The 12284-nt window shown below is 50.1% G+C and carries 13 protein-coding genes; 10 read left to right on the top strand and 3 right to left on the bottom strand.

Features of this window, described 5'->3' with window-relative positions; all coding sequences use genetic code 11:
* The first annotated feature begins 13 nt into the window (after positions 1–13).
* The 5 genes from K3F53_RS11920 (at position 14) to spoVM (ending at position 4597) form a co-directional block, all read left to right on the top strand.
* Positions 14–757, top strand: a complete 744-nt coding sequence (locus K3F53_RS11920) for a Stp1/IreP family PP2C-type Ser/Thr phosphatase (protein ID WP_057898350.1) — start codon at positions 14–16, stop codon at positions 755–757.
* Between the two features lie 17 nt (positions 758–774).
* Complete coding sequence (gene pknB / locus K3F53_RS11915; protein ID WP_220559003.1) at positions 775–2766, top strand: Stk1 family PASTA domain-containing Ser/Thr kinase; 1992 nt, start codon at positions 775–777, stop codon at positions 2764–2766.
* An 18-nt stretch (positions 2767–2784) separates the two neighbouring features.
* Complete coding sequence (gene rsgA, locus K3F53_RS11910; RefSeq protein WP_220559002.1) at positions 2785–3660, top strand: ribosome small subunit-dependent GTPase A; 876 nt, start codon at positions 2785–2787, stop codon at positions 3658–3660.
* Positions 3661–3664: 4 nt separating this feature from the next.
* Complete coding sequence (gene rpe / locus K3F53_RS11905; protein ID WP_057898353.1) at positions 3665–4324, top strand: ribulose-phosphate 3-epimerase; 660 nt, start codon at positions 3665–3667, stop codon at positions 4322–4324.
* 195 nt (positions 4325–4519) lie between these two features.
* Complete coding sequence (spoVM, locus tag K3F53_RS19930) at positions 4520–4597, top strand: stage V sporulation protein SpoVM (protein ID WP_082706166.1); 78 nt, start codon at positions 4520–4522, stop codon at positions 4595–4597.
* A gap of 233 nt (positions 4598–4830) precedes the next feature.
* Here spoVM and rpmB read toward each other — a convergent pair whose 3' ends face one another.
* Positions 4831–5019, bottom strand: a complete 189-nt coding sequence (rpmB, locus tag K3F53_RS11895; protein WP_057898354.1) for a 50S ribosomal protein L28 — start codon at positions 5017–5019, stop codon at positions 4831–4833.
* 320 nt (positions 5020–5339) lie between these two features.
* Here rpmB and sdaAB point away from each other — a divergent pair, with 320 nt between their 5' ends.
* The 3 genes from sdaAB to recG are packed head-to-tail and all read left to right on the top strand — an operon-like array spanning position 5340 to position 9008.
* Positions 5340–6005, top strand: coding sequence for an L-serine ammonia-lyase, iron-sulfur-dependent subunit beta (sdaAB, locus tag K3F53_RS11890; protein ID WP_091259598.1), 666 nt, complete (start codon positions 5340–5342; stop codon positions 6003–6005).
* A gap of 53 nt (positions 6006–6058) precedes the next feature.
* Positions 6059–6955 carry an L-serine ammonia-lyase, iron-sulfur-dependent, subunit alpha gene (sdaAA, locus tag K3F53_RS11885; RefSeq protein ID WP_220559001.1) on the top strand — a complete coding sequence of 299 codons (897 nt, stop codon included), beginning with the start codon at positions 6059–6061 and terminating at the stop codon, positions 6953–6955.
* Complete coding sequence (recG, locus tag K3F53_RS11880; RefSeq protein WP_220559000.1) at positions 6948–9008, top strand: ATP-dependent DNA helicase RecG; 2061 nt, start codon at positions 6948–6950, stop codon at positions 9006–9008. The genes sdaAA and recG overlap by 8 nt, the downstream gene beginning before the upstream one ends.
* Here recG and K3F53_RS11875 read toward each other — a convergent pair.
* Positions 9005–9529 carry an MgtC/SapB family protein gene (locus K3F53_RS11875; RefSeq protein WP_322787627.1) on the bottom strand — a complete coding sequence of 175 codons (525 nt, stop codon included), beginning with the start codon at positions 9527–9529 and terminating at the stop codon, positions 9005–9007. The genes recG and K3F53_RS11875 overlap by 4 nt on opposite strands.
* Before the next feature lie 345 nt (positions 9530–9874).
* Here K3F53_RS11875 and rsmD point away from each other — a divergent pair, with 345 nt between their 5' ends.
* Positions 9875–10429 carry a 16S rRNA (guanine(966)-N(2))-methyltransferase RsmD gene (gene rsmD / locus K3F53_RS11870; protein WP_057898357.1) on the top strand — a complete coding sequence of 185 codons (555 nt, stop codon included), beginning with the start codon at positions 9875–9877 and terminating at the stop codon, positions 10427–10429.
* Between the two features lie 16 nt (positions 10430–10445).
* On the top strand, positions 10446–10934 hold the full coding sequence (coaD, locus tag K3F53_RS11865; protein WP_057898358.1) for a pantetheine-phosphate adenylyltransferase: 489 nt from the start codon (positions 10446–10448) through the stop codon (positions 10932–10934).
* Between the two features lie 17 nt (positions 10935–10951).
* On the opposite strand, the gene ylbJ is transcribed toward coaD, so the two are convergent.
* The gene (gene ylbJ / locus K3F53_RS11860; RefSeq protein ID WP_220558999.1) at positions 10952–12184 is read right to left on the bottom strand and encodes a sporulation integral membrane protein YlbJ; all 1233 of its coding nucleotides are present in this window, start codon (positions 12182–12184) and stop codon (positions 10952–10954) included.
* Between the last annotated feature and the right edge of the window lie 100 nt (positions 12185–12284).

Raw genomic sequence — 12284 nt, 5'->3', positions numbered from 1 at the left:
GGTGAGGATACGGATGGAGTCAGTCATACAAACGCATATCGGTTGTGTGAGACAAACAAATGAGGATTCCGGGCGAGTTCAGCGCTACGATAATGGATGGATTCTTGGAATTGTGGCTGATGGTATGGGCGGCCACCAAGCAGGGGATGTTGCCAGCCAGATGGCGGTGGACATCATTTGCGACTCGCTGCGCGAAGTGGCCGACCATCTTACGCCGAACGAATTGCAGCAAAAACTAAATGATGCGATTCAACTTGCCAACGAGCGAATTCTCGCGTACGCACAGGAGCATGAAGAATGCCACGGCATGGGAACAACTGTCGTTATCGCGCTCATGAACCGGCAGCTTGGCGTTCTCGCACATGTCGGAGACAGCCGAATTTACCGGTATAGTCACGGAATTTTGCAGCAGATCACGAACGATCATACGCTTGTGAATGAGCTTTTGCGCAATCACCAAATCACGCAGGATGAAGCGGCCAACCACCCGCGACGCAATATTTTGACCCGCGCTCTTGGCACGGACAAAAAGGTGAAAGCCGACTTTAGCATTTTGCATTGGGATACGGGCGATACGCTGCTTCTTTGTTCTGATGGGCTCTCCGGCAAAATCAGCGGAGAGACGATCGCGTCCGTACTCGCGAACGGTTCCCTGAAAGAAATGGCGGACGAGTTGATTGCCCGGGCATTAAAAGCGGGTGGAGAAGATAACATTACGGTTATCCTTTTGCGCAATCAACCGGAGGCTGGAGAATGAAAGGGGGGAGCCTGCAAATGATTGGAAAACGAATCGGAGGCCGCTATGAGATCGAGCAAAAAATTGGGGAAGGCGGCATGGCCATTGTCTATCGTGCGCGCGATACGCTATTGAATCGTACGGTCGCGCTTAAAGTGCTGCGCTCCCAGTTCGGCAACGATGACGATTTTGTGGCCCGCTTTCATCGGGAAGCCCAGGCGGCGGCGAGCCTATCGCATCCACACGTAGTAAATATATATGATATCGGTCAGGAAGATGATATGTACTACATCGTAATGGAGTATGTGGAAGGGATGACGCTGAAGCAGTACATTAATGAACACGCTCCCCTCGATGTGAAAGAAGCGGTGGACATTGCGATCCAGATTTGTGATGCGCTTGACCATGCCCATCAGAATGAATTAATTCATCGTGACATTAAGCCGCACAATATTCTTATTAACAAGTTCAGGCGCATTAAAGTTACCGACTTTGGAATTGCCCGGGCCGTCTCATCTGTCACGATCACGCATACCGGTTCCGTACTCGGTTCTGTTCATTATTTTTCGCCGGAACAGGCAAAAGGCATTGCGGCCGGCGCCAAGTCCGATTTATATTCTCTCGGGGTTGTATTATACGAGATGCTGACGGGTGAACTTCCTTTTTCCGGGGATTCGCCGATTAGTGTGGCGCTGAAGCATTTGCAGGAACCGTATGTGCGGCCGCGCAAGTTGCGTCCAGAAATTCCGCAAAGCGTGGAAAACATTATCGCTCGCGCGATGGCTAAAGAGCCGATGTACCGGTATGAATCGGCGCGCGAAATGCTTGAGGATTTGCGGACGTGTTTGACTTCTGAACGGAGAAGCGAGGCGCCTTATGTTCTGCCGGAGAAATACGCGCCGGAAGAAGATCCGGAGATTACTCGCGTGATTCCGGCTATCAAACCTGAGATGCTGCGCAAACGTTCGTGGGATGAAGAAGAAGGGCATACGATTCGTGAGATTCCGGCGGTGAGTGCCGCGGAAAAAGCGCCCGTACAGGAAGAGGAAGAAGAGACGGAAGAGCGGGCGAGGCCGGTTCCGTGGAAAAAGGCGATTGGCTGGACGGGTGGTATTCTGCTGTTTTTTGTGCTGGTAGGCGCTAGCATATTTTACGGTTTCTCTTGGTTGGGCGTACCGCCTGACGTAGTCGTACCGTCGGTGCAAAATCTACCGCTGGAAGAAGCGCGCCAGAAGCTTGAGGCCGTTCATCTGAAGCCGGCGATTCAGGAACAGTTTGATAACACGGTAGAGGCAGGACATGTTATTAAACAGAATCCGGTGGCCAACATGCCGGTAAAAGAAGGCACCGAAGTCCAGCTTATTGTCAGCAAGGGCAAGCCGAAGGCGACAATGCCAAATTTCGTCGGCCAGAATATTGACGAAATCGAAAGCCAGCTTGCAGGTAAATATAAAGACTATAAAATTGAAAAAGAACCGAGTGAAGAACAGCCTGCCGGCACAATTCTCAGGCAAACGCCAGCTGCCGGCACAGAAATCGTCGCGGGCGAAACTGAAGTTCGGCTGGTCGTAAGCGATGGACAGGATAAAGTAACCATGCCGAATTTGGTCGGGTTGACAGAAGAAGAAATGAAGGCAAAAATGGAAAGATTAGGTTTACGCCTTCAGCTTGAACGGGCGCCGAGCTACAAACCGGAAGGAATGGTTATCGAGCAGTCGTATCGCCCGGATAATCGCTTGGAGAGAGGCACGTGGGTGCGTGTGACGGTAAGTTCCGGCCTGCCGGAAGAAGCGCGCCGCGTGAAGGAAGAAGTGGATGTTTATCTGAATCCAGGCGAAAAAGCAAACATCGAGATTAAAGTAACGGATGCCACCGGGGAGAATAAGACCATAGAAAATTACACCATCACGCAAAGCATCAAGTTTCAAATCCCGGTCGTTCTTTCGCCTTCGAAAGACGCACTCATCCAGGTGTACAAGGATGGACAATTGTACCAGGAAAAACAAGTCAGATACAGCGATTTTCAATAACATAGTTGGAGGGGTCTCATGCCGCAGGGCCGTATTGTAAAAGTGCTGGCCGGTTACTACTATGTGCAGGATGGGGATCAGTGCTGGCAGTGCCGAGCCAGGGGAGTATTCCGGAAAAAAGGCATAACGCCGCTTGTCGGGGACGAAGTCGTATACGAAGCGAATGGAACAGAAGGGACAGTAACCGAAGTTTTGCCGCGGACGAGCGAATTAATCCGTCCGCCCATCGCTAATATCGATCAGGCGATACTCGTATTTTCCCTTGTCGAACCCGACTTTAATCCGCAATTGCTGGATAAATTTCTTGTGCACACAGAAGCGGCCGGAGTGGATGCAGTGATTTGTTTGACAAAGGCCGATTTAGTGCCGAACATAAGCGAAATTGAGCGCGTCTGGGCCTATTGTGAAGCTATCGGCTATCCGGTCGCTGTAACCAGTTCGAAAAGCAAAAGCGGAATAGAAGAAATCCGCGCCCGTCTGCGCGGACATCTCTCTGTTTTTGCCGGACAATCCGGCGTCGGGAAGTCTTCGCTTTTAAACGCGTTGTTCAACGAATTAAACCTTGAGACGGCGCCGATTAGCCAGAAGCTGGGTCGCGGGCGTCATACAACCCGCCATGTGGAATTAATCCGTTTGCCGGAAGGCGGCTGGGTGGCGGATACGCCCGGTTTTAGTTCGCTCGATTTTCAGGCGATTGCAGCGGGCGAACTGGGGCTGTATTTTAAGGAAATGCGCTCAAGGCTTGGTGAATGCAAGTTCCGGGGCTGCTTGCATGTAAACGAGCCGAATTGCGCCGTGCGCGCCGCTGTCGAAGCGGGGGAAATCCAGCCTGCGCGTTATCAGCATTACGTAGAGTTTTTACAGGAAATTAAGGATAGAAAGCCGAGGTACTAGACATATGGTTAAGATTGCACCTTCCATTCTTTCCGCGGATTTTGCCCGCTTGGGAGAGGAAATTAAAGAGGTTGAACAGGGAGGAGCGGATTGGATTCATGTCGATGTAATGGATGGGCATTTCGTGCCGAATCTGACTATCGGTCCGTTGGTTGTCAAGGCAATCCGTCCGCATACGAACCTGACGCTTGATGTTCATCTAATGATTGAGAATGCGGATTTCTACATTCCTGAATTTGCAAAGAGCGGCGCCGATATGATTACCGTGCATCAGGAAGCGTGCGTGCATCTGCACCGCACGATCTACCATATTAAAAATCAGGGCGTGAAGGCGGCCGTATCGCTAAATCCGGCGACGCCGGTATCCACGCTTGAGCACATACTCGAAGACATTGACATGGTGCTGTTGATGTCGGTCAACCCGGGCTTTGGCGGCCAGAAGTTTATCCCGGAAGTTGTGCGCAAGATAAAGCAACTGAGAGAGTTGCTTGTGGAGCGCGGCCTGGAAGATAAAGTAGAGATTCAAATTGATGGCGGTATCAACGCAGAGACAGCGCCGCTTGTCGTGGAAGCAGGCGCGACTTGCCTTGTGGCCGGTAACGCTATCTTCGGACAGCAGGATCGCGCTCGGGCAATTCGGGAAATCAGGCAGGCGTGCGAATGACAGAAGGCCCGGAAATTCTCCTTTCTTTATGTTAAAGAAAGGAGAATTTTTTTATTCTTTTTTATCGGTTTTCATAAATCCCCTGAATCGATCATATGTTAAATCGAGCGAATAAATGAAAATCGCAGATGATACACATCTGAGGAACCAAGGTGAATATACTAAATTGTACCTGAATTAAGGGGAGGGGTCATCATGAAGTTTTATACCATTAAGCTGCCGAAGTTTCTCGGAGGATTGATTCGCGCGATTCTCGGCGGAGGAAAACGATGAGGCGGCGCAAGACATGAAAAAGCACCATAAATCAGGTGCTTTTCTGTCTTAATAAGAAAGAAAACGATCGTGGTCTGTTAACCACAAGTCCTGACGTGAAAACAGCTTGTCAACGCCATGGCGAACTGAGGGAGTATGAAGGAAAGGAGGATGCTTCTCAAACAATGAAAAAGAACCTGCCATAAATAGCAGGTCCCGTCCGGACGCAACTTGATGCGCTACGGTTTCCTTTATTAAACACGGGTAACTAAACCAGAGCGTAACGCTTTTGTGCTTACGTATACGCGCTTCGGCTTACCATCCACTAGGATGCGCACTTTTTGCACGTTTACGCCCCATTTGCGCTTGTTTGCGCGGTTGGAGTGGCTGCGTTTATTACCGGTTCCTGCCCGCTTTCCAGTTACGTAACATACACGTGCCATTTATTTCCACCTCCCTGAGATGCAGTCACACAAAATGACTCTCTTTGCATACTTAAACATAATATCATACGCGCTGTTTAAAAGCAAGCAATCTGTCAATGGTTTATCCTTTACATCGTTAGAGGATGCGCCTGCACTCTATGTGAATGAACCGTCGTAGGTTAAGGCGGATGCGGGAAGACAAAAATTGTAAGAATAGTTTTGCTATGGAGGTTGGGGTTGTCAGCCTTGATGCTGTATAAAGTATAATATGAATAATAGATATTGCGTTCCTATCATGCTTGATGATAGGAATATTTTTATTGTAAGGGGGAAACGTTTTGAAATATCGCTCCGTATTTGACATTATTGGCCCGGTGATGATCGGACCTTCCAGTTCACATACAGCGGGGGCGGCTCGTATTGGCAGAGTGGCACGCGTGTTGTTCGGCAGGGCGCCGGAAAGAATCGATATTACTTTTTTCGGTTCGTTTGCCAAGACGCACAAAGGTCATGGAACGGATATTGCGATTGTCGGCGGTGTGCTGGGTTTTGATACATCGGATAAACGGATCGTTGATTCGCTGGAGATTGCCCGCCGCTCCGGCGTGTCGGTAGTGTTTCATATAGATGAAGAAGAAGAAATTACCCATCCGAACATGGCGCGGATCAAGTTGCAGGATAAGGAAGAAAGCCTTGAAATTACGGGAATCTCCATCGGTGGGGGAAAAATTGAGATTACGGAAATTAACGGTTTTACGGTAAAGCTTTCAGGAAATTCTCCTGCTTTGCTTGTACTGCATAAAGACCGATTCGGCATGATTGCCAGCGTTTCCAATGTGTTAACAAGATGGCAAATGAATATCGCGGCAATGGAAGTGGCCCGTAAATCCAAAGGAAGCGAGGCATTGATGGTAATAGAAACAGACCAGGATTTGCCGGAGGATGCAGTGCGCGAAATTGAAGCGATTCCCCATGTGCTGAAAGCGTCGCTGCTGTCGCTTTAGACTTGAAACAAACATGAAAACGAAAAAAGAAATCCGTAAAGGAGAATGAGAAGATGCAGTTTAAGACGGTTGCTGAGCTTGTCCAGCTGTCTGCTCACGAGAATAAACCCATTTCAGAAATTATGATTTTGGCTGAAATAGAAGTTTCAGGCCGGACACGGGAGGCCATTATGCAGGAAATGTACCGAAATCTTGAAATAATGGAGCAGGCGGTACAGCGCGGAACTATGGAGAAAGTGGCTTCACGCAGCGGATTAAGCGGGGGCGATGCTCGAAAGTTGCAGGCATATATCAAAAAAGGAAAAACGCTGGCTGGAGCGGAGGTGTTGGATGCGGTAAGCAAGGCGATTGCGACCAACGAAGTGAACGCGGCGATGGGCACGATTGTAGCAACACCGACAGCGGGCGCCTGCGGCATTATTCCAGGCACATTGTTCTCGATTGCGCCGCGTTTGCAGGCGACTCTCGAAGCCATGGTACGTTATTTGTTTACCGCGGGCGCTATCGGTTATGTGATTGCCAATAATGCTTTTATTGCGGGCGCTACAGGCGGTTGCCAAGCGGAGGTAGGATCGGCTACAGCTATGGCTGCTGCGGCGATTGTTGAAATGGCCGGTGGCACCGCGGAACAATCGGCGCATGCAACCGCCATTGCGCTGAAAAATTTGCTCGGCCTTGTATGCGATCCAGTAGCCGGTTTAGTTGAAGTGCCATGCGTAAAGCGGAACGCTATGGGGGCGGCGATCGCCACCGTGGCAGCCGATATGGCTTTGGCCGGTATCAAGAGCCGGATTCCCTGTGATGAAGTTATTGATGCGATGTACCGGATCGGCAAAACGATGCCGCATGCTTTAAGAGAGACTGCGTTAGGAGGGTTAGCGGCTACGCCGACAGGAAAAGCATTGGAGGCGAAAATTTTCGGTGGGCCGCTTAAGGGAAAAAGTGAGTAACAAATTATTGCAGCCCGTCACCGCGCTCAAAGGCATCGGGGCGGAGCGGGCGCTTGATCTCGAAGCGCTCGGCATCCGCACCATCGAAGATTTGCTCGAACACTTTCCGTATCGTTACGAAGACTACCGGGTGCGGGATGTAAGCGAGGCGGAAGACGGGGAAAAGATTACGATTGTCGGAACGGTATATGGCGAGCCCGTCGTCCGGTTCTATGGCCAGAAGAAATCGCGTTTGTCGGTGAAAGTGGTGGTAGACAGGGTGGTGCTGACCGCCATCTGGTTCAACCGCCACTTTTTGAAGCAACAGCTGCGTGCCGGGCGCGAGATTATGCTATCCGGAAAGTTTGAGCGGGCGCGTTTGCAAATAACAGTAAGTGAACACTATTTTCTTGATACGGGAAAAAAGGTACCGAAAGAAGGAACCATTGAGCCGGTCTATTCGACGACCGCCAATATTCAAGTAAAACAAATGCGCCGCTGGGTGGCGGAAGCGTTAAGAGAATACGGGGGAGCGGTGGAAGAAATTCTACCGCCTTACCTCGTGCAAAAATATAAGCTTGCTTCCCGGGCGGAGGCCATTCGCAATATTCATTTTCCGACAAGCATTGCAGCCGGAAAACAGGGTCGGCGCAGGCTGGCATTCGAGGAGTTGTTTTTATTTCAGTTAAAGCTTGCAGCTTACCATGCGATGAACCGGAGAGCGAGCGATGGGATGGCGCAGAAAATACCGCTCGACAAGGTGCGCGCTTTTGTTCGGAGCTTGCCGTTTTCACTGACAAACGCCCAGAAGCGGGTGATCAAAGAGATACTGGATGACATGCAGGCGAAATACCGGATGAATCGTCTGCTTCAGGGAGACGTGGGCTCCGGAAAAACAGTAGTGGCAGCCATTGCCCTGTTTGCCACCGCTTCTGCGGGATTTCAAGGCGCATTGATGGTGCCGACAGAAATTCTTGCCGAGCAGCATTATGCGACGCTTAAGCAATTGCTTAAGCCGCATCGGATTGAAATCGCCTTATTATCCGGCAGTGCAACGGCGCGTCAGCGCCGCGACATTCTGGCTGGGTTACAATCCGGGATGATTCATATTGTGGTTGGCACGCATGCTCTCATTCAAGAAGATGTGTATTTCAGAGAACTTGGACTGGTCATTACGGACGAGCAGCACCGTTTCGGGGTAGAGCAGCGTCGTATTTTGCGGGAAAAAGGCTTGCATCCGGATGTGCTGTTTATGACTGCAACCCCGATTCCGCGGACGCTTGCCATTACCGCGTTTGGAGATATGGACGTATCGACCATCGATGAATTGCCGGCCGGCCGCAAGCCGGTAGAAACATACTGGGTGAAGCATGAGATGCTGGATCGGATCTTGGCCTTTATGCGTAAAGAATTGGATAAAGGGCGCCAAGCATATGTCATTTCCCCATTGATCGAGGAATCAGAAAAGCTGGATTTACAGAATGCTATCGATGTGCATGCGCAGTTAAGCCATTATTTCTCCGGAAAGTATAAGGTGGGGTTGATGCACGGGCGGCTGCCCGCAAAGGAAAAGGATGAAGTCATGCAGCAGTTTAGCCGGGGCGAGGTGCATGTGCTTGTTTCGACGACGGTGGTAGAAGTCGGAGTCAACGTACCGAATGCCTCTTTGATGGTTATATATGATGCCGAACGTTTTGGGCTCGCCCAATTGCACCAGTTGCGTGGCCGCGTGGGCCGTGGCTCGGAACAGTCATACTGCATCTTGATTGCCGATCCAAAAACGGAAGTCGGCAAGGAGCGGATGCGCATTATGACTGAGACGAACGACGGTTTCGAAGTGGCGCGTCGCGATCTGGAATTACGCGGCCCCGGAGATTTTTTTGGCACTAAACAGAGCGGGTTGCCAGAGTTTAAAGTGGCTGATGTTGTGCAGGATTATCGGATGCTTGAAGTAGCCCGTCAGGAGGCGGCCGATATGGTGAGCCGTCCTGCTTTTTGGGTTGGTCCGGAGTATGCGAAGCTACGCGAATATTTAAAGCGGGATGAGTATTTCCTAGAAAGAATAAAAGACTAAGATTCTGCGTGTTCTTCTTCCTCTTCCTCGTCTTCTTCCTGGTGGGTGGAAAGCAGGGGAGAGTGTTCCAATCGGTGCCCGATAATAATGACAAGATACATGAGGAGCATGGCGAACGCTGTCATGCCATAATAGCCGGCTCCGATGCTGATGCCGATGCCGCCCGCGAAAAACACCATGGCAGCGGATGTAAGCCCTTTGACAGAACGGCCACGCTGAATGATAAGACCGGCACCAAGAAAGCCGAGCCCGCTTACGATCTGAGCGGTGAGACGCATGGGATCCATCATTGTATGCCCGGCGACGGAGTAGCGCTCCACCGTGTGTATGGACACAAGCGTAAGCAGCGTGGAAGCGACCGTGACAAACGTATATGTTTTAATACCGGCAGGTTTGGAACGGCTTGTACGTTCCAGCCCGATCGCAAATCCAAAAAAAGCGCTCAACAGCAGACGGACGTACATTTCCCAATGCTCATGGGAAATCACTGCTTGAATAATACTATTTACAAAATGTTGCAATGAACTTCACCTCTCTCCGTGTTTTCTATCTTACCACATTCTATTCTATGGGAAATAAGATAAAAAAAAAACCGCCCGGCAATCATACAGGGCGGGCAAGCCAAACGCGTAATCGTTTGGCTTGCATAATGGGAGAGGAGAAACCGGAGGAAGAGCTTATGGGGAAACGTAAGTCTTCTCCGCGGTTGTCGGCAGCACGGGCTTCCGTGCTGCTGTTATTATTTTGGTCGGCTTCAGCTCATAATATACATACAAAAGTAAGAAAAGGCTTTAATTATTTACCAAGATATTTTGTTTGTGTTATACTAACGACGGTTAAAAACGGAAAATAGTGGAGTGGAAGCGATGCGAGTGATAGCTGGCTCGAAAAAAGGGCATCCGCTGCAAGCTGTGCCCGGCAAAAGTACACGCCCAACGGTGGATAAAGTAAAAGAGGCGATTTTTAGTATGATAGGTCCTTATTTTGAAGGGGGACTGGTTCTTGACTTGTACGCAGGCACGGGCGGGCTTGGCATCGAGGCATTGAGCCGGGGGGCGGAACGCTGCATTTTTATCGATGCAAACCGTAAGGCGGTTCACGTTATTTTTCAAAATCTTGGGACGACCGGTCTGCGCGATCAGGCAGAAGTGTACCGAAACGATGCGAACCGGGCTTTGAATGCGCTTAAAAAGCGGAAGCTTTCGTTTCGTATTGTGTTCCTTGATCCTCCGTATGCCGAGCAGCAAATCGAAAGCCAGATTGCGATGATGATTGATTACAGGTTGCTTGCGCCGGGCGCCGTTATTGTCGCAGAGCACGATGCCAAAGATATGCTATGCAACCGGATTGGCGGTGTCGTTAAGATAAAAGAAGTAACGTATGGACAAACGACGATTACCATTTATAAGAATGAGGGATAAAAAGGAGTGGGTATAGATGAGTATTGCGGTTTGCCCGGGAAGCTTTGACCCGGTTACATACGGGCACCTTGACATTATCCAGCGAGGTGCGAAAGTATTTGATAAGGTGATTGTGGCGGTATTAATTAATCGCAATAAAACGAATCCGGTTTTTACGATTGAAGAGCGGCTAGAACTTTTGCGCGAGGCGACGAAAGGGATGCCGAACGTGGAAGTGGACACATTTAATGGCCTGCTTGTCGAGTACATGCATACGAAAGGCGCGAAAGCGATTATCAAGGGTCTCCGCGCCGTTTCGGACTTTGAATATGAGATGCAGATGGCATCTATCAACCGCCTGTTGGATCATAACATCGAAACGTTTTTTATGATGACGAATAATCAGTACTCTTTCTTAAGTTCCAGCATTGTAAAAGAGGTTGGCAAATACGGTGCAGACGTTAGCAGTCTGGTGCCGCCGGTGGTGGAAAAGGCGCTGCGTGAAAAATTTGGAGAACCCCGTTAAAACGGGGTTTTTCGCTTCTATTTTTTGGAGGTGAAAGCGCCGAGCAGAAGGAACAGCCAGGTAGAGAGCATAAGCGTTGCACATACCAGCAGGGAAAGCGTCTGGGGGGAGGATAATGTCCAGAGTGAATCGCGCGCTGGGTCAAATGAAGACAGCCATACCGGAAGCGCTCCGTTGGCGCTTTGCTGTAGCTTCTTATACAGGAATGAGCCGATGGTATACGTGAACAGGAAGGAAAATAGTGCGTGGCACAGGCGGGCAAACAGGAACGGCAAATAGCGAATATCCGTTTCTGCAAGCAGGCTGGCCACTTGGGCATGCACAGAAAGCCCACCCCAAGCCAGAATGGCACTTGTCACCGCCATTATGAGCGCGGGCGGCTGGGAGGTGGACAGTTCGCTTGCCTGTTTCGCGCCGAGCGTGACTTCAAATAAGCCGTAGATGAACGCCTGGGCCGTTTCGAACGGATATCCGAAGAAAGAAAGTGTGGCGCCAAGTATATTAGAGAATAGAGCGATTAAACCGAGCTTCATAAATAGGGCGAGCAGGACAGAAAAAAGAAGGATAAACCCGCCGACAACGAGCTGAGTTTGGATCGATGTCATTACGGCATCGCCCATGAGCTTGCCGAACGTCCGTCCATCCTGTAAGCGGGCACGGTGCATGGCGACGAGCGCCCGTAAAAAAATTGGCCTTGATGTATCTGGATTATATGGTGTACGGGCAGCTTTGCGATCATGGAGAGACATGATGAATCCGACGAGAATGGCGGAAAGGTAATGTGATATTAGCAGGATAAGTCCGATCTTCGCATTGTGAAAAAAACCGATGGAGACCGCGCCGGTAATAAAGACAGGATCAGATGTCGTAGTATAGGATACGAGGCGTTCACCTTCGGCACGTGAAATGAGATTTTTTTCGCGCAGACGGACGGTGAGCTTGGCGCTGATCGGATAGCCGGATGCAAAGCCCATCGTCCACACGAATGAACCTGATCCGGGAATGTTGAATATCGGGCGCATGAGCGGTTCAAGCAGAACGCCCATGAAATTGGCGAGGCCTAGGCCGAGCAAAATCTCTGAGGTGATGAAAAACGGAAGCAATGCCGGAAAGACGACATCCCACCAGATTTTCAAGCCGCGTAGTGCGGCCAAAAACGACGTTTTCGGGAAGAGTAGTAAACTTGCCGCAAGAAAAAAGGAGCATAGGGCGAACAGAAGGGTGACCATATAAGGTTTTATCGTACGCATGCAAATTCTCCTTACTTTATCCAACTTCTTCTCACACTTATATATGTACGAGCTTGCATTCTAAATTAGACCTGCTCCTAATACGGGCATACGGCGGAGA

Source organism: Aneurinibacillus thermoaerophilus, assembly GCF_019603355.1.
GTDB lineage: Bacteria > Bacillota > Bacilli > Aneurinibacillales > Aneurinibacillaceae > Aneurinibacillus > Aneurinibacillus thermoaerophilus.
The sequence above is the reverse complement of the archived record's forward strand: the minus strand, read 5'-3'. Positions and strand labels throughout refer to the sequence as shown.